Source organism: Bradyrhizobium sp. AZCC 1693 (assembly GCF_036924745.1).
In the GTDB taxonomy this organism is placed as follows: Bacteria; Pseudomonadota; Alphaproteobacteria; order Rhizobiales; family Xanthobacteraceae; genus Bradyrhizobium.
Window position 1 is genome coordinate 2,696,716 of record NZ_JAZHSD010000001.1, and the last position, 16,628, is coordinate 2,713,343.

The 16,628-nt window shown below is 63.1% G+C and carries 15 protein-coding genes; 3 read left to right on the plus strand and 12 right to left on the minus strand.

The annotated features are described in order from the left end of the window. Window positions 1–175: 175 nt before the first annotated feature. Window positions 176–1,906 carry a caspase family protein gene (locus V1293_RS12950; protein WP_334510012.1) on the plus strand — a complete coding sequence of 577 codons (1,731 nt, stop codon included), beginning with the start codon at window positions 176–178 and terminating at the stop codon, window positions 1,904–1,906. A gap of 127 nt (window positions 1,907–2,033) precedes the next feature. Here the strand turns inward: V1293_RS12950 and V1293_RS12955 are convergent, their stop codons facing one another. Genes V1293_RS12955 through V1293_RS12980 form a run of 6 tightly spaced genes read right to left on the minus strand, consistent with a single transcriptional unit; the run spans window position 2,034 to window position 7,853 of the window. Beyond that, window positions 2,034–3,152, minus strand: a complete 1,119-nt coding sequence (locus V1293_RS12955) for a cobalamin-independent methionine synthase II family protein (RefSeq protein ID WP_334510014.1) — start codon at window positions 3,150–3,152, stop codon at window positions 2,034–2,036. 20 nt (window positions 3,153–3,172) lie between these two features. After that, entirely contained in the window at window positions 3,173–3,889 is a 717-nt protein-coding gene (locus V1293_RS12960; RefSeq protein ID WP_334510016.1) for an ABC transporter ATP-binding protein, read from the minus strand. Beyond that, window positions 3,882–4,634 carry an ABC transporter ATP-binding protein gene (locus V1293_RS12965; RefSeq protein WP_334510019.1) on the minus strand — a complete coding sequence of 251 codons (753 nt, stop codon included), beginning with the start codon at window positions 4,632–4,634 and terminating at the stop codon, window positions 3,882–3,884. Before V1293_RS12965 ends, V1293_RS12960 begins: the two co-directional genes overlap by 8 nt. Beyond that, a complete protein-coding gene (locus V1293_RS12970; protein WP_334510021.1) occupies window positions 4,631–5,662 on the minus strand; it encodes a branched-chain amino acid ABC transporter permease in 1,032 nt (343 codons plus the stop codon). The genes V1293_RS12965 and V1293_RS12970 overlap by 4 nt, the downstream gene beginning before the upstream one ends. A gap of 7 nt (window positions 5,663–5,669) precedes the next feature. Then, on the minus strand, window positions 5,670–6,539 hold the full coding sequence (locus tag V1293_RS12975; protein WP_334510023.1) for a branched-chain amino acid ABC transporter permease: 870 nt from the start codon (window positions 6,537–6,539) through the stop codon (window positions 5,670–5,672). Window positions 6,540–6,599: 60 nt separating this feature from the next. Beyond that, entirely contained in the window at window positions 6,600–7,853 is a 1,254-nt protein-coding gene (locus V1293_RS12980) for an ABC transporter substrate-binding protein (protein WP_442894236.1), read from the minus strand. A 366-nt stretch (window positions 7,854–8,219) separates the two neighbouring features. Between V1293_RS12980 and V1293_RS12985 the strand changes: the two genes are divergently transcribed. Then, a complete protein-coding gene (locus V1293_RS12985; RefSeq protein ID WP_334510026.1) occupies window positions 8,220–8,498 on the plus strand; it encodes a hypothetical protein in 279 nt (92 codons plus the stop codon). Between the two features lie 10 nt (window positions 8,499–8,508). Here V1293_RS12985 and purU read toward each other — a convergent pair whose 3' ends face one another. Beyond that, a complete protein-coding gene (purU, locus tag V1293_RS12990; protein WP_334510028.1) occupies window positions 8,509–9,372 on the minus strand; it encodes a formyltetrahydrofolate deformylase in 864 nt (287 codons plus the stop codon). A gap of 139 nt (window positions 9,373–9,511) precedes the next feature. On the opposite strand from purU, the gene V1293_RS12995 reads away from it, so the two are divergent. Further along, complete coding sequence (locus V1293_RS12995) at window positions 9,512–10,357, plus strand: uroporphyrinogen-III synthase (protein WP_334510029.1); 846 nt, start codon at window positions 9,512–9,514, stop codon at window positions 10,355–10,357. Window positions 10,358–10,396: 39 nt separating this feature from the next. On the opposite strand, the gene V1293_RS13000 is transcribed toward V1293_RS12995, so the two are convergent. The 5 genes from V1293_RS13000 to V1293_RS13020 all read right to left on the minus strand — a co-directional run bounded on the left by V1293_RS13000 (window position 10,397) and on the right by V1293_RS13020 (window position 16,579). Continuing rightward, window positions 10,397–12,064, minus strand: a complete 1,668-nt coding sequence (locus tag V1293_RS13000; protein ID WP_334510030.1) for an EF-hand domain-containing protein — start codon at window positions 12,062–12,064, stop codon at window positions 10,397–10,399. Window positions 12,065–12,176: 112 nt separating this feature from the next. Continuing rightward, window positions 12,177–13,154: a Bug family tripartite tricarboxylate transporter substrate binding protein gene (locus V1293_RS13005; protein ID WP_334510032.1), complete on the minus strand. Its 978-nt coding sequence runs from the start codon at window positions 13,152–13,154 to the stop codon at window positions 12,177–12,179. Between the two features lie 117 nt (window positions 13,155–13,271). Then, entirely contained in the window at window positions 13,272–14,216 is a 945-nt protein-coding gene (gene fcl / locus V1293_RS13010) for a GDP-L-fucose synthase (protein WP_334510035.1), read from the minus strand. Further along, on the minus strand, window positions 14,197–15,279 hold the full coding sequence (gene gmd / locus V1293_RS13015) for a GDP-mannose 4,6-dehydratase (protein ID WP_334510037.1): 1,083 nt from the start codon (window positions 15,277–15,279) through the stop codon (window positions 14,197–14,199). The genes fcl and gmd overlap by 20 nt, the downstream gene beginning before the upstream one ends. Window positions 15,280–15,424: 145 nt before the next feature. Further along, window positions 15,425–16,579, minus strand: coding sequence for an aromatic ring-hydroxylating oxygenase subunit alpha (locus tag V1293_RS13020; RefSeq protein ID WP_334510039.1), 1,155 nt, complete (start codon window positions 16,577–16,579; stop codon window positions 15,425–15,427). Window positions 16,580–16,628: the final 49 nt, after the last annotated feature.

Below are 16,628 nucleotides of genomic sequence, written 5' to 3' on the forward strand. Positions count from 1 at the left end.
TGGGAAGCCCCGGTGGGCAGGATGGGATGGCCCGGTTGTCCTACCACCATCTGCCCAACGAAGGAAACCCCGCCGTCTGCGGCCGGCATGGATCGGCGCCCCTGCTTGAACCGCCGCTCCTCAGGGGGCAACAAAGCGGTATCCGCTACTCGCGACCGCCATTCACGGGGACCTGATGCGCCGCGCAATCCTGATACTTGCCCTGCTCACCGCCACGCTTTGGTCGGCGCCTTCCCTCGCCCAATCGCGCGCGCAACTCGGGCCGCTCTGTACTACCGACACCACGCCGGCGGATCAGCAGATCGCAGCCTGCAACAAGATCATCGCGCTGAAGGTGTTTTCCGGCGAGAAGCTCGCGACCATCTATTTCTGGCGCGCGGTCGGCTGGAACAAGAAAGGCAACTACAACCAGGTGATCGCCGATGCCGGCGAATCCATCCGCCTGCACCCCAGCACCGCCACCTATAATCTGCGTGGCTCGGCCTATTACGACAAGGGCGAGGACGACATCGCGATATCAGATTTCAACGACGCGCTGCGGATGGGGCCGCCGAGCGGCATCATCTTTCACAACCGCGGCAACGCCTGGCGCTCCAAGGGCGAATACGCCAAGGCGATCGCCGACTACGATCAAGCGATCAAGCTCGGCCCGCCGTCGGCCTTTTCCTGGCAGAACCGCGGTACTTCGAAACGCGCGCTCGGCGATCTCGATGGCGCGCTGGCCGACATCAACGAAGCGATCCGGCTCGATCCGGAATTGCCGCAACCATTGACCAGCCGCGCGGTGATCTGGCGCGCCAAGGGCGATCTCGATCGCGCCATAGCCGATACCACCGAAGCGATCCGGCTCGCCAAGGCCAAGGCGCCGGTCAATATTATGACGCCGCCCGGCAGCGTGCTGATCTCGGCCTATACCCATCGCGCGCTCGCCTATGAGGCCAAGGGCGATTTCGACCGCGCCAAAATGGATTACGCCGCGGCTCTCGACGGCAAGGCTTCCGACGCCGGCAGCAAGGCCAATCAAGCCACCGCCAAGGTCCGCCTGTCGCTGCTGTCGGAGGTGTTACCGCCACCACCGCGAAAGCCGGCAGAATCGCCGCGCTCGCGCGCTGAGTCAGCGGCCCCGCCTCCGCCAGCCGGTGCGGCGTCCCCACCTTCCGCGCCCGCGCAAGCTGCGAATGCGACCAGCCGGCGCGTGGCGCTGGTGATCGGCAACGGCGCCTATGCGCATGTCAGGGCGCTGCCCAATCCGACCAACGATGCGCGCTCGATCGCAAAGAGCCTGCGCGACATCGGCTTCGTGGTGACCGAAGGCACCGACCTCAACCGCACGGCGATGCAGGCGACGATCCGCGACTTCCTGCGCGAAGCCGCGCGGTCGCAGGTGGCGGTGGTCTACTACGCCGGTCACGGCGTGCAGGTCGACGGCCGCAATTACCTTGCGCCGATCGATATCCAGTTTCAGGCCGGCAGCGGCATGACGGAAGCGATGATGGACATGGATACGATCATGGCCGGCCTCGACGATCAGGTCCGCACCAACATTCTGATCCTCGATGCCTGCCGCAACAACCCGATGGCGCCGAAGCTGGCTTCCGCAGGTCCGGCCCGTGACATCGAAGCCGGATCGGGACTGGCCGCGCCCGCCACGCTCGGCGCCGGCGCGACATTGGGTGCGGGCACGCTGATCGCATTTGCAACCGCGCCCGGACAGGTCGCGCTCGACGGCGAAGGCGCCAACAGCCCGTTCTCGGCGGCGCTGACGCGCCATATCGGCACACCAGGGTTAGAGGTGCAGCAGATGCTGACGCGGGTGCGTGCCGAAGTCGTCGCGGCGACCAAGGGCAAGCAAGTGCCGTGGTCGAACTCGTCGCTGCTCGGCGAGGTTTATCTGGCGGAGAAGTGACGGCGTGCTTGCACGCCGTCATCCCGGGGCGATGCGCAGCATTGAACCCGGGATCTCGAGATTCCCCGGTGCGCAATTGCGCACCTGAGGTCTGGTGCTTACGCACCTCCCGGAATGACGCTGCGCGTCACTTCCCCCACACCTCGTTCGCCACTTCCACCGCAAGGCTGAGCTTGGCCCACTGCTCTTCCTCGGACAGGATATTGCCTTCCTCGGTGGAGGCAAAACCGCATTGCGGCGAGACCGCGAGCTGGTCGAGCGGCGCGAACTTGGCGGCCTCTTCGAGGCGGCGCTTGATGTCGTCCTTCTTCTCCAGCTCGCCGAACTTCGAGGTGATGACGCCGACCACGACCACCTTGTTGCCCTTCGGCAGGTAGCGCAGCGGCTCGAAGCCGCCGGCACGGTCGGAATCATATTCGAGGAAATAGCCGTCGTAATTGGTGCCGGCCAGCATGGTCTCGGCGACCGGCTCGTAGCCGCCGGAGGAAATCCAGGTCGACCGGAAATTGCCACGGCAGACATGCGTGGTAACCACCATGTCGGCCGGACGCTCGGCCAGCGCGTAGTTGATGATGCGCGCGTAGATTTCCTGCAGGCCGTCGGGATTGTCGCCGCGCTCCCGCGCCTTCTGCAACTCTTCCTGCGAGCAGAGATAGGCCCACACGGTGTCGTCGAACTGCAGGTAACGACAGCCGGCGTCGTAGAACGCCTTCACCGCCTTGCGATAGGTCTTGCCGAGGTCGAGGAAGAACTCCTCGAGATCAGGATAGACCTCCTTCGAGATCGACTTGCGGCCGCCGCGGAAATGCAGCACCGCGGGCGACGGGATCGTCATCTTCGCCGTGACATGGGCCGTGTCGGCATGCTTCTTCAGGAAGCGGAAGTGATCCAGCATCGGATGATTATCCGGGAAGTCGAGCTTGCCGATCACGCGGACGGCGTCATGGCGGGTCTCGACGCCCGCGAACTGAATACCGGTCTCGGGGTGGAAGAGCTCGCAGCCGGTGAGCTTGGCGAGAAAATCGAAATGCCACCAGGAGCGGCGAAATTCACCGTCGGTCGCAAGCTTCAACCCGATCGAGGCCTGCTTGTGCACGACCTTTTCGATCTCGAGGTCCTCGGCCTTGCGCAGGTCTTCCGCCGTGATCTCGCCCTTCTCTAGCTTGGCGCGCGCTTCCTTGATGCGCTGCGGCCGCAACAGGCTGCCGACCTCGTCGGCGCGGAACGGGGCTTTGGTTCTCTGCATGGTTTCAACTCCCATCAAATCTAATGCGCGGCGGCGCCGGCGACGCCGAGATAGCGTTCGAGCACCGCGGGGTCGGCCTTCAACGCGTGGCTTGGCGCATCATGCACGATTGCGCCGCGTTCCAATATCACAACCCGATCGGCCAACCCCAGAATCTTTTGCGCGTTCTGCTCGACGATGACCGAGCAGATGCCGCCTGCCCGGGTGATGGTGCCCAAGGCCCGGAGCAGTTCCTCGACGATGATCGGCGCCAGCCCCTCGGTCGGCTCGTCCAGCAGCAGCACCTTCGGATTGAGGGTGAGCGCGCGGCCGATCGCCAGCATCTGCTGCTCGCCGCCGGAAAGCTGGTTGCCGAAATTGTTGCGGCGCTCCTTCAGCCGCGGAAACATTTCGTAAACCTTGTCCACCGTCCATGGGCCGGGCTGGGCCACCGCGGTCATGTTTTCCTCGACCGTCAGCGAGCGGAAGATGTTGCGCTCCTGCGGCACCCAGCCGATGCCCGCCCGCGCCCGCTGGTCCGGGCGCATCGTGGTGATGTCCAGCCCGCCAAGCGCTAGGCTGCCGCCGAAGCGGCGGGTGATGCCGACGATCGAATTGATCAGCGTGGTTTTGCCGGTGCCGTTGCGGCCCAACAGTGCCAGCACCTGGCCCTCCCCCAGCGACAGCGACATCGAGGGCAGGACAACGGCTTCGCCGTAGCCGGAGCGCAAGGCATCGATGACGAGAAGTTCAGGCATCCGCCGCCTCGCCGAGATAGACCGCCTTGACCTGGGGGTTGCGCGCCACTTCGTCGGGCGGGCCCTCCACCAGCATGGCGCCATTGACCAGCACCGAGATGCGGTCGGCAAACGAGAACACCAGGTCCATGTCGTGTTCGATCAGCAATACAGTGACGTCGCGCGGCAGCGCTGCGACCGCCGCCAGAATATCGTGGCGTTCGCTCTCGGGCACGCCGGCGGCGGGCTCGTCGAGCAGCAGCACGCGCGGCTTCGTCGCGATCGCGACCGCGATCTCGAGGAGACGTTGTTTGCCGTAAGGAAGCGTCGCGGTCAGTTCGTTCATGACGTCGAGCAAATGAAAGCGCCCGAGCGTTTCCGCTATCTCCTGATTAACGTCGGCGCGCGTGCCCATCCGCCGCCACCAGTCGCCGCCGCGGCCGAGTCGTTCGGAGACCGCGAGCCCTACGGTTTCGAGCGGTGTCAAATCAGCATAGAGCTGGTTGATCTGGAAGGTGCGCGAGAGCCCGTGCAATACCCGCGTGTGAACCGGCAAATCGGTGATGTCGTTGCCTTCGAGCAGGATCCGCCCTCCATTGGGCTTGAGCACGCCGGTCAGCAGGTTGATGACGGTGGTCTTGCCGGCGCCGTTCGGCCCGATCAGGGCGTGGCGCGCGCCCTGCTCCACCCTCAGCGACAGGTCGCGCGTGACCCTCAGGCCGCCAAATGATTTTTCCAGACCCTTTGTTTCGAGCGCGATCGTCATGGCGCATCGCTTTCGGGAACGGCCACGACAGCCTTGCGGCCGAAGACTTGGCTGATCAAGAGGTTCGGCCCCCAAAGCACCCAGCGATGGATGCGCTCGCGGCCCACCAGCACGATCACGACGAGAACGAGCCCGATCCAGAACATCCAGTATTGCGGCGTAATGGTCTGAAACAGTTCCTGCAGCATCTTGAAGACAACAGCGCCGATCAGCCCGCCATAGAGATAGCCGGTGCCGCCGATGACGAGCACCAGCATCAGATCGGCCGAACGCTCGAACGCGAACACGTCAAGGGAAGCCAGCGCCGTGGTCTGGGTGAACAGCGCGCCGGCAATGCCGGCGTAGAACGCCGCCACGGTGTAGATCGCGATCAGGCGGCGGTTGACGGGCACGCCGATCGCAGATGCCCGCAAGGGATTGTTCTTGATCGCGCGCAGCGACAGGCCGAACGGCGAATTCACGATCCGCCGCGCCAGCAGAAACAGCAGGAACAGCACGATCAGCGAGTAGAAGAAGCCAGTCTTGCCGAACATGTCGAACGCAAACAGGCCGAGGATCGGCTGCATCTCGATGCCCTGCAGGCCGTCGGTGCCGCCGGTAATGTTGGAGAAGCGCTCCGCCAGCGCCTCCAGCAGAAGCGCGATGCCGAGCGTCACCATCAGGCGCGTCAGGTCGACGCCGCGGATGACCAGGAAGCTGGTGAGAAAGCCGAGCACGGTCGCAATCAGGCCGGCCGCGACAAGTGCGACGACCGGCTCGTTGATGATGCCGTGCAGAGCCAATAGCCCTGCCGAATAGGCGCCGACACCGAAGAAGGCGGCGTGCCCCAGCGAGACGATGCCGGCGTAGCCGAGGATCAGATCGAGCGACAGCGTGAACAACGCCAGCCGAATGATGTCGGTCATGATCAGATAGCGGGAGGGAAACAGGAACGCGCAGGATGCCGCGAGAATCCAGAACGCGATTTCAGCGGGACGCCAGCGGGCGCGGGCGATGGCATGGGATGAGACGTCGGTTGCTGCGGTCATCGCGGGCTCATCGCGTGGCGGTGCGGCCGAACAGGCCGTTCGGGCGCCAGATCAGGATGACGATCATGATGGTGTAGATGACGAACGGTCCCATCTTCGGCACGTAATATTTGCCGGCGACGTCGCCGATGCCGAGCAGGAGCGAAGCGAGGAACGGCCCGGTGATGCTGGAGGAGCCGCCGACGGTGACCACGATCAGGAAGTAGATCATGAATTTTAGCGGAAAGTACGGATCGAGCCCGAGGATTTCGGCGCTCAGCGCCCCGCCGAGGCCGGCAAGGCCGCAGCCGAAAGCAAAGGTGAAGGCAAAGACCTGCGGCACGTTGATGCCGAGGCCACTGGCAGCGCGGGGATCGTCGACCGCCGCGCGCAGGCGGCTGCCGAAGCGGGTTTTCGCCAGGATCAATTGCAGCGCCACCGTCAGCAGGCCGCAGATCACGATGATCATCAGCCGGTAGCGGCCGATGCCGACGCCGAAGAAATCGAACTGGCCCTCGAGCGCCGCCGGAAGCTTGATGAAGATCCGCGACGATCCCATGATGTAGTCCACCGCCGCCACCGACATGAAGGTCAGACCGATGGTGAACAGCACCTGGTCGAGATGGCTGCGGGTATAGAGGTGGCGGTAGAGCGTGCGCTCCAGTGCCACGCCGATTACAGCGCTCGCGACAAAGGCGAGCGGCAGCGCCGTAAAGAACGGCCAGCCGGAATTGTTCACCAGCACCGCGCAGATATAGCCGCCGGTCATGGCGAAGGCGCCATGGGCAAGGTTGACGAAATTCATCAGCCCCAGCGTCACTGCCAGCCCGCAAGCGAGCACGAACAGCAGCATGCCGTAGGCGACACCGTCGAACAGGATGGTGAAGAGCGTGGTCATGGATAAGGTTGAGCCTCTACGTGGGACCCGTCATTCCGGGATGGTCCGAAGGACCAGACCTCAGGTGCGCAATTGCGCACCGGGGAATCTCGAGATCCCGGGTTCGCGCTGACGCGCGCCCCGGGATGACGGCTTCGCCGTCACTTCTTGGTCTTGCCGGAATCCTTCACCGCCTCGAAGGTCGCGAATTCGACGTTGTAGAGTTCGCCGTCGACCTTCTCGACCTTGCGGATGTAGATGTTCTGCACGATGTCGCGGGTTTCCGGATCGATCGAGATCGGGCCGCGCGGGCTTTCCCACTTCATGCCCTTTCATCGCCGCGATCAGCGCATCGCCGTCGGTCTTGCCGCCGGTTTTCTTCAGCGCCTCGTAGATCAGGCGGATGCCGTCATAGCCGCCGACCGCCATGAAGCCCGGGCGCTGGTTGAAGGCTTTCTTGTAGGCGGCGACGAATTCCTTGTTTGCCGCCGAGGGATGGGCCGCGGAATAGAGATGCGCGGTGACGGTGCCGAGCGCAGCATCCCCCATGCCGTTGAGCAGGTCGTCGTCCATCACGTCGCCGGGGCCGATCACCTTGATGCCGGACTTGTCGAGCCCGCGCTCGGCATATTGCTTCATGAAGTTGCCGCCCTGTCCTGCCGGCACGAACACGAACACAGCGTCAGGCTTCGAATCCTTCATGCGTTGCAGAAACGGAGCGAAATCAGGGTTTTGCAGCGGCACCTTCACCTCTTCCACGATCTCGCCGCCACCGGCGGTGAAGTTCTGCTTGAAGAAGTTCAGCGCGTCATTACCGGGCGCATAGTCGGAGGTCAGGGTCGCGACCTTCTTGATGCCGTTCTTGGCGGCCCAGTCACCGATAATGGTCGACGACTGCGCCAGCGTGAAGGAGGTGCGCACGATATAGGGCGAACGCTCGGTAATGATCGAGGTGCCCGCCGCCATCACGATTTCCGGAACCTTGGCCTGCGTCGCCAGCGGCGCCGCCGCAAGGGCGGCCGGCGTCACGCCGAAGCCCGCGATGAAATTGACCTTGTCGTTGACGATCAGTTCCTGCGCCAGGCGCTTGGTGTTGTCGGGAACCGCGGCATCATCCTTCAGGATGACTTCGATCTTCTTGCCGGCGACAGTGTCGCCGTTCTGCTGCATATAGAGCTTGACCGCGTTGTCGATCTGCTTGCCGGTCGATGCCTGGCCGCCGGTCATCGGCAGGATCAGGCCGATCTTGACGGTCTCCTGGGCGTGAGCCGGCGCGAACGCCAGCATGCCGGCGACGGCGCCTGCGGCCAGCAACATGTGACTGCGAATAGACATGAACATCTCTCCCCCCTGATCGGCCTTGTGTCCTCGAACCGAGTCCCCGGCCCTTGATCTCCACCATAACCCAGATTTTTCGGCCGGGTAGCGCGGCAACATGGCGTCCTTGGCCGCCCTCTTGTCAATCGGGCCATTGGCGTGCCGCGGCGAAGTTGCCAAGGCAACGGTAACTGTCGTGAAGTACCCCGACGGTATTATAATATAATTATTGCTGCCCGACGTCTCCCAAGCGCGGATCGCCTATTTGTACGATTGTACAAATGAAATGGTCCTGTCAACAAAGAAGCGCCCTTGCCGGTTCCTGAAAAGGCAGCGCCGCCCTAAATCCATCATCCTTAAGGGGTCAGGCTGTACCTTCTGCCAATGCCGACCAGCGCGCGCCATATTGTCACGATCATCACCGTTGCCCTTGCGGGCTGCGGCGTGAGCGGCTGCGGAACGATCAACGAGAAGCTGGCCGCCGGCGTCAGCGACGCCATTCCGGCGGCGATCGGCGGCATGCCCGCGGACGCGCCGCCGCGTCCCGGCACCGCGAAATACGACGAGTACATGCGAGAGCGCGAGCGGAAGCGGCTGTTGCCGGCTTCCGAACGGGGTGAGGAAGCCAAGCCAGCGCCCTCATCGCAGGGCGCGGCTCGCTAGAGCTGCTACGTCAGTCCATGAATACGACTGTCTTGCGGCCATTGAGGATCACGCGGTCCTCGAGGTGATGACGCATGGCGCGCGCCAGCACGCGGCGCTCGATGTCGCGGCCCTTGCGCGAGAGATCTTCCGGCGTGTCGCGGTGGCTGATGCGCTCGACGTCCTGGTCGATGATCGGGCCTTCGTCGAGGTCGCGGGTGACGTAATGCGCGGTGGCGCCGATCAGCTTGACGCCGCGCTCATGCGCCTGGTGGTAGGGCCGCGCGCCCTTGAAGCCCGGCAGAAACGAGTGGTGGATGTTGATGCAGCGCCCCGACAGTCTTGCCGACATCTCGTCCGACAGGATCTGCATGTAGCGCGCCAGCACCACGAGATCGGTCCTGGTGTCCTGAGCCAGTTTCCAGACCGCCTGTTCCTGCTCGCGCCTGGTTTCCTTCGTCACCGGCATGTAGTGGAACGGGATCTCGCCGAAATCGAGATTGCCGTAGGTCTCGCGCGGATGGTTGGAGACAACAGCGGTCGGGATCATCTCGAGTTCGCCGGTGCGCCAGCGATAGAGGATATCGACCAGGCAATGATCCGACTTGGATACCAGCAGCATCACCCGGCGGCGATTGGCGCGGTCGCGCATCTGCCATTCCATGGCAAAGCGATCGGCGATCGCGGCAAAGCCGGTCTGCAGCGCCTGCAATTCGACGGCGAGATCGGCGGCATTGAACACCACCCGCATGAAGAATTTTTTGGTCTCGATGTCGTCGAACTGTTGGGCGTCCAGGATGTTCTGCCCATTATGGGCGAGAAAGGTCGACACCGCGGAGACGATACCGGGGCGATCCGGGCAGGACAGGGTCAGGACGAACTGATGATCGGGCATGGCGAAGCTGGCTACAATTCAGGCAAAAGGGTGAAGCGGCGATTGCGGCCCTGCTCTATCACCGCGCCTACGCTTGCGCCAATCCCGAAACCGGGGTCAGGATGAACAAAGCGCGAAGCAAAAGCGTTGGAGCGAGATCATGGCTGACAGATTGAACGGTTACCGCATCCTGATCCTGGAAACGCGCGAGGAAGCGCAGTTTTCCCGCCTGCTCACCGAGCAGGGCGCCGATGTGCTGCAATGTCCGATGTTCACCATCCACGACGCGCCGGACCCGGCGCCGGTCGAAGCCTGGATCAGGCGATCTATTGAAAAGCCTCTCGATGACATGGTGCTGATGACCGGCGAAGGACTGCGCCGGCTGATGAAGGTGGTCCGCCGCATGGGCGCCGAAGCGGCATTCGTCGCCGCGCTCGGCAAAGCGCGCAAATTTGCGCGCGGGCCCAAACCAGGCAAGGCGCTGCGCGAGATCGGGCTGGAACCGCAGATCACGACGGAAAAGCCGACCTCCGAAGGCATTGCCGAGATGCTGTCGCGCCTCGATCTCGGCGGCCATCGCCTCGGCCTGCAGCTTTACCCGGACAAGGATCACAGTGTCCTGATCGGTGCGATCAAGGCGCAGGGCGCCGAGGTCGATACCGTGCTGCCCTATGCCTACGACGCGCAGGCCGCCGACGCCAACATCATCACCGCGATCGACGAGATGGCGGCCGGCCGCATCGACGCCATCGCACTGACCAATCTCGGCCAGATCCGCCGCCTGATCGAGGTCGCCCGCGCGCGAGGTTGCGAGGACCGGTTACGCGAGGGGTTAGAGCGCACCCCGATCGCTTCCGTCGGACCGGCGGTGTCGGAAGAACTCAAGTCTCACGGCCTGCGCACCGACATCTACCCGGCAGAGGACGCGTTCTTCATGAGGCCGCTGATCTCGGCGATGGCGGCGGCGCTCGGCAAAAATCCGCCGCGCGCGGCTGCGGGAGGCTGAGAAGCTCAACCACGACCCAGATATGGATGCAGCGCCCTCTTAACTGCACCCCGCTCGCGATCCTTTGATCGGCTTCATATCCTCCTCCGACACAACGCAGGCCGTGCTCAAGTCGCCTTCCGGCGGCGGTGTCTGGCGCGGCAACATGAAGGTCCCAGCAGCGCCAGCGGGCAATCTGAACTTTCCGTAAATTCTGAACTTGTCCGGCGACGTAAACGGTTTGAAGTCATCGCCATTGATCCTGACGCCGCGGCTCGTTCCGGTGATCGCCAGCGATCCGGTATCGACCAGTTCCGCGAGACCTGCACGTTCGGGCAGCACGGAATAACGCTTCACCGGATGATCCGATATTACCGACCCGACATCAATCTGCGCGACCCCGGCAGGGAAAACCTCTCGGACTTCACGCCACAGCAGTTCGCCGAACCCCTCCCTTGGCAGCTGGATCGAATTTCGAACCGGCCGATCCGGGAAATGCCGCACGGCCGGAACACGGAAGGTGCCTGCGCTGTACTCGCCGCCGATCTCGTCCACGGCACGTCCCAGCAGCAGGGCCGCACTTTCCTGGGCACTACCATCCTTCATGGTTGTGTCCCACGGCGGCACGAGACATCCCGGATGCGCGGTGAAGCGTATCCTTTCACGCGCAACGCCCATGACACCGACGAGAGGCTTTTTGCGGCCTTGCGTGTCGTCGACCGCAGCTTCCGCATGGGCCACGACACCGGCGATGCGCGCGGTCGCGCCGACAATATCCCAGATGATCGCGCGACCGCTCGCTAACGCCAGATACAACGGCTCGCTTCCCGGCGCGATCTCGATGGTCGTTATGTACGTTACCTGATCCTGAGTTCCGATCCACGCGTTCGACAGTGCCCTGCCTTGAATTGCACCGAGAAGCACTGTTTTCATGCCGGGCGGCGCAGCGGGCACGTCGCATCCCACCTTGGCAGCTTCCAGCCGCAGCTTCCTGGCATGCGCCTCCTGCGCGCGCTGCGTCGCCTGCCGGGCCTCATTGAGACGCTTGCCAAAATCCGCAGCTTCGGCCGCAGATATGCGACCATCCCGATCCCGGTCGACCGCATCGAATTGCTCGCGTACGGCCGCCTCGTATTCGGCGAGAGAGACGGCCCCATCTCCATTGATGTCCAACGTCATCGGCACGAATTGGGACGAGGCGCGTTGCTGCCAGCCGCTGGTGGCCTGCTCGGCCAGTCTTTTCGCTTCCTGCTCGATCTCGGCGGCGGTTATGACGCCGTCGCGGTCGGCATCCGGCTTGAGTGCGTCGGCTACAAGCTTTTCAAGCTGAAGACTAACCTGCTGCAAGCTCGGCTCGAGCTGCACGCCGTTGGTGTTTATCATTTGCCGCGCCCGGGGCTCCATCGCGGCGGTGATCTCTTCCTTCGTGACGCTTCCGTTGCCATCGAGATCGTAGATCAGGATTTGGGCGATAACCTGCGATCGCCGCTGCGCCGCCGTGATCTTGCGTAGATTGTCGATCCCTTGCATCGTAACCCCGCGATCATCGGGGTTGCTTGCATAGAACGCAGTCAGCATCTGCGATCTGACTTCCACCCAGGTGACATCCGCACGAAGCGAGCCGCCCATCCTCGCGACGATCCATTCGGAACTGGCCCGGGCCGGCGTAACCAGGCTTGCCAGGCACACCGCCGAAACCCCCAGATGGTAAACAAACGTCAACCGCATCTAAACCTCCACACAGGAAGGCATACGGTGTGGCGCAGATTGATTAAACTTGCTGTCCCGCCTTATCTAAAATTGTATCGCCGGCCTATTCCTGCTCTAGCTGTGTTACTCCCTATTCCACCTTGGCGCCGGCGAACTTGACCACCTTGCCCCATTTGTCGGTTTCGTCCGCCACCAGCTTGCCGAAGTCGGCGGGCGAGCCCGGCAGCAGGATGGCGCCGATCTCGGCAAAGCGTGCCTTTGCCTTGGGATCGGCGAGGATTTCGTTCACCGCCTTGTTCAGCTTGTCGACAATTTCTGGCGGCATGCCCTTTGGCGCTGCGAGGCCATACCAGGCGCTCGCCTCGTAGCCCGGCAGGTAATCTGCGACCAACGGCAAATCCGGCAGCACGTCCGAGCGCGTAGTGCTGGTGACCGCAAGCCCGCGCAGCTTGCCGGATTTGACGTGCTCGGCGCAGGTCGGAAGATTATCGAACATGACATGCATCTGGCCGGACAGCATGTCGGTGAGTGCCGGCGCGCCTCCCCGGTAAGGCACATGCTGCATGTTGATGCCGGTGAGCATCTTGAACAGCTCGCCCGACATATGGATCGTCGACCCGTTCCCGGAAGACGCCATGTTGAGCTTGCCGGGATTGGCCTTGGCATAGGCGATCAGTTCGGGAATCGACTTGATAGGCAGTGACGGATGCACCACCACGACATTGGGAAAGCGAATGATGCCGGCGATCGGCTCCATCTCCTTCATGAAATCGAACGGCAGCTTGTCGTAGAGCGTGGCGTTGATGGCGTTGGCCGGCGCGACCAGCAGCAGCGTGTAGCCGTCGGGCGCGGCGCGCAGCACGGACTCGGTCGCGATATTGGTGCCGCCGCCCGGCCGGTTTTCGATCACGAAGGACTGCCCGAGCTTTTCCGATAGCCACTGTCCCATCAGGCGCGCGGTGAGGTCCGCCGAACCGCCGGGCGTATAGCCGATCACAAGGCGAACCGGCCGCGACGGATAGGCCTGCGCGCTTGCGTTTCCGGATGTAAGTGGAAGCGCAGCCGCACCGGCTGCGAGTTGCAGAAATTGACGACGCTGAAATTTCATTATGCTTCCTCCGAGACACCGGCGGCTCTTGCGGCACGCCTGGATGCGGGCATCCTATCCGCGCGGCGTCGCGAAGCCGACAGATATTCTTAAGTAGGAGCCGGAAGGCTCACCGCGTCACTTCGTCTCGCTCAAGAACGCCTGATAGGCGAGCCTGATGCCGTCCTCGAGCGAGGTAGAGGCACGCCAGCCGAGCTTGGCCAGCCGGCTGACGTCGAGCAGCTTGCGCGGCGTGCCGTCCGGCCGTGACGTGTCGAAGCTGATCTCGCCGGTATAGCCGACAGTCGCCGCGACCACGCGGGCGAATTCGGCGATGGTGATGTCCTCGCCGGTCCCGATATTGACCAGCTCATCGCCGGAATGGGTTTTCATCAAATGGATACAGGCATCCGCGAGATCGTCGACATAGAGGAATTCGCGCCGCGGCGTGCCGGTGCCCCAGACCACGACCTCACTGGCGCCAGACATCTTCGCCTCGTGAAAGCGGCGGATCAGGGCGGCGACGACGTGGCTGTATTCGGGATGATAATTGTCGCCACTGCCGTATAGATTGGTCGGCATCACATTGATGAAGTCGGCGCCGTACTGGCTGCGATAGGCCTCCACCATCTTGATCCCGGCGATCTTGGCAATCGCATAGGGCTCGTTGGTCGGCTCCAGCGGCCCCGTCAGCATGCTGTCCTCGCGCAACGGCTGCGGCGCCAGCTTCGGGTAGATGCAGGACGAGCCGAGGAACATCAGCTTCTCGGCGCCGTTGACATGCGCCGCATGGATCACATTCGTCGCAATCGCCAGATTGTCGTAGAGGAATTCGGCGCGCAGCGTGTTGTTGGCGACGATGCCGCCGACCTTGGCGGCGGCGAGAAACACCACCTGCGGGCGCCTGGCGGCGAACCATTTGTTGACAGCGGCCTGATCGCACAGATCGACCTCGCTGCGGCTCGCCGTCAGCAGTTCGACATTTTCCGCCGCCAGCCGGCGCGCCAGCGCGGAGCCGACCATGCCGCGATGCCCGGCGACGTAGACCGTCTTGCCTGTCAGCTCAAACGGCAGGCTTGCCATTGGCGACCTCCCGCCGGGCGTCATCGAGATCGCTTCCGACCATTTCCTTGACCAGTTGGGTAAAGGACGTCCTGGGCTGCCAGCCGAGCTTCTCGCGCGCCTTGCTGGCATCGCCGACCAGAAGATCGACTTCGGTCGGCCGGAAGTAGACCGGATCGATCCTGACCAGGGTCTTGCCGGACTTTTTGTCGACGCCGGTCTCGTCGACGCCCTTGCCGCGCCATTCGATGCTGCGGCCGACTTCGGCGAATGCCAGTTCGACGAACTCGCGTACCGAACGGGTTTCGCCGGTCGCCAGCACGAAATCGTCGGGTGCGTCGGCCTGCAATATCCTGTGCATGCCCTCGACATAATCGCGCGCATGCCCCCAGTCGCGCTTGGCATCGAGGTTGCCGAGATAGAGCGTGTCTTCCAGGCCGGTTTCGATGCGGGCGACGCTGCGCGTGATCTTGCGCGTCACGAAGGTTTCGCCGCGGATCGGGCTTTCGTGGTTGAACAGGATGCCGTTGGAGGCAAACATGCCGTAGGCCTCGCGGTAATTGACCGTGATCCAGTAGCCGTACAGCTTTGCGACGCCGTACGGCGAACGCGGGTAGAACGGCGTGGTCTCCTTCTGCGGCACTTCCTGGACCAGACCGTAGAGTTCCGAGGTCGACGCCTGATAGAACCGCGTCTCCTTCTCCATGCCGAGAATGCGGATCGCTTCCAGGAGCCGCAACACGCCGATGCCGTCGGCATTGGCGGTATATTCCGGGCTCTCAAAACTGACGCCGACATGGCTCTGGGCGGCGAGGTTGTAGATCTCGGTCGGCCTGATCTGCTGCATCAGCCGGATCAAATTGGTCGAGTCGGTCATGTCGCCGTAATGCAGCAGGAACGGCACATTGCGGGAATGCGGATCCTGGTAGAGGTGATCGATGCGCGCGGTGTTGAACGAGGACGACCGCCGTTTGATGCCGTGGACCTCATAGCCGAGGCCGAGCAGATATTCGGCAAGATAGGCGCCGTCCTGGCCGGTGACGCCCGTGATCAGCGCAACGCGCTTTGGATTTTGAGCCGTCATAGTCTCTCCAAGAGCTTGCCAGACGGGCCCGGGCGACAATTAAACCCCAAGCGTTAAGCTCCACGTCTCGGCTGCGCCGGATCCCTGCGCGGCGCAGGCCATAGCATTCGCCCGAGACAGAGTCTAATCCGAAAGTCGGTTAATTTCAGCCTCTTAGGCCGAGCGCCGTCCGCATCGACTGATGGTAGTGGATCATGGCCGGCTCGTTGCGACCGTAGACGGTGTGCGTCTGCGCGCCCGAAGTCAGGCCGATCTGAATGCTGCGCCCGGTCGGGAAATCCTCGCCCGTTACAACATCGAGGACGAGCTGCATGTTCTTGTCCCAATGGATGCGTTCTTCCTTGGTGCTCGGCGCCTTCGGCACGTAAAGCCCAAGGTCCATGACAGAGCGATCCGTGCGTCCCTCGCCGGGAAACACCCGCGCGAGTTCGACATGGTCGCCCTGCACGAGGAGAACGGTGTTGGGAAACAGCGAATAGACCAGCGTCGTATTCCACATCAAATCCCATTTGTCCTCAGGCTCGGCCTTGAGCCGCTCGAGTTTCCTGCGCGGAAACGTCAGGCGGTGGTTGAGACCGAACGCCTCGAAATCGGTCACGTTGCCATGCAAGACGTCGCGCAGGGAATCACGGTGCAGGAAGCCGACGTGGTAGCCCTCGTTGAACGTATCCACTACGATCTTCCAGTTCATGGTCTCCGGAATCAGGCGCCGGTCGTAGAACGACCAGGACGCAAACCCAAACGAAGCGAGCTCCTCCGCGAGCCCCCCAAGCCATGGATCGATGTCGAAATTCGTCGAACCGTCCGCGGTCGGGATCACCCATACAAGACCGTGCTTTTCACACAGCGGCAGTTCGACGAGCGATGCGCGTTCGCTGCGCACGTCAGGAAAGCAGCGCTCGTCGGGAATGCCCATCAGTTGGCCTGCGAGATCGTAGGTCCAGGCATGATAGGGGCACGAGAACAGCCGCGCCTTGCCGCAGCCCTGGGCTACCTTGGCGCCTCGATGGCGACACACATTCAGGAATGCGCGCAATTTGCCGTCGCGTCCCCGCACAATCAGAATGGGCAAGCCGGCATGGTCGTCGGTGCTGAAACTCCCCGGCGCGGACCAGTCCGAAGCGAAACCCATGACCAGCGGATGCTTGCGAAACAGAACCCGCTGTTCCTCGGCCAGGCGCCCAGCGTCCGTGTAGACTGACACCTCGTTGCGCCAGGGGCTGTCCGCCATCGACGTGGTCCGGGTCTCCACGTAATGCAGCAGCCGCTTCAAAAGGTTTATCTGATCCTGCCTGCTCATCGGACATCTCCGGCTGGCTGTGGTCTCCAAACCGCTTCAGCAAATTTTG

What these genes read in the sequence shown, in the direction of transcription:
- V1293_RS12950 (WP_334510012.1), top strand. Translation starts at nt 176, where the DNA reads ATGCGCCGCGCAATCCTGATACTTGCCCTGCTCACCGCCACGCTTTGG.
- V1293_RS12955 (WP_334510014.1), bottom strand. Translation starts at nt 3,152, where the DNA reads ATGCAGAGAACCAAAGCCCCGTTCCGCGCCGACGAGGTCGGCAGCCTG.
- V1293_RS12960 (WP_334510016.1), bottom strand. Translation starts at nt 3,889, where the DNA reads ATGCCTGAACTTCTCGTCATCGATGCCTTGCGCTCCGGCTACGGCGAA.
- V1293_RS12965 (WP_334510019.1), bottom strand. Translation starts at nt 4,634, where the DNA reads ATGACGATCGCGCTCGAAACAAAGGGTCTGGAAAAATCATTTGGCGGC.
- V1293_RS12970 (WP_334510021.1), bottom strand. Translation starts at nt 5,662, where the DNA reads ATGACCGCAGCAACCGACGTCTCATCCCATGCCATCGCCCGCGCCCGC.
- V1293_RS12975 (WP_334510023.1), bottom strand. Translation starts at nt 6,539, where the DNA reads ATGACCACGCTCTTCACCATCCTGTTCGACGGTGTCGCCTACGGCATG.
- V1293_RS12980 (WP_442894236.1), bottom strand. Translation starts at nt 7,853, where the DNA reads ATGTCTATTCGCAGTCACATGTTGCTGGCCGCAGGCGCCGTCGCCGGC.
- V1293_RS12985 (WP_334510026.1), top strand. Translation starts at nt 8,220, where the DNA reads ATGCCGACCAGCGCGCGCCATATTGTCACGATCATCACCGTTGCCCTT.
- purU (WP_334510028.1), bottom strand. Translation starts at nt 9,372, where the DNA reads ATGCCCGATCATCAGTTCGTCCTGACCCTGTCCTGCCCGGATCGCCCC.
- V1293_RS12995 (WP_334510029.1), top strand. Translation starts at nt 9,512, where the DNA reads ATGGCTGACAGATTGAACGGTTACCGCATCCTGATCCTGGAAACGCGC.
- V1293_RS13000 (WP_334510030.1), bottom strand. Translation starts at nt 12,064, where the DNA reads ATGCGGTTGACGTTTGTTTACCATCTGGGGGTTTCGGCGGTGTGCCTG.
- V1293_RS13005 (WP_334510032.1), bottom strand. Translation starts at nt 13,154, where the DNA reads ATGAAATTTCAGCGTCGTCAATTTCTGCAACTCGCAGCCGGTGCGGCT.
- fcl (WP_334510035.1), bottom strand. Translation starts at nt 14,216, where the DNA reads ATGGCAAGCCTGCCGTTTGAGCTGACAGGCAAGACGGTCTACGTCGCC.
- gmd (WP_334510037.1), bottom strand. Translation starts at nt 15,279, where the DNA reads ATGACGGCTCAAAATCCAAAGCGCGTTGCGCTGATCACGGGCGTCACC.
- V1293_RS13020 (WP_334510039.1), bottom strand. Translation starts at nt 16,579, where the DNA reads ATGAGCAGGCAGGATCAGATAAACCTTTTGAAGCGGCTGCTGCATTAC.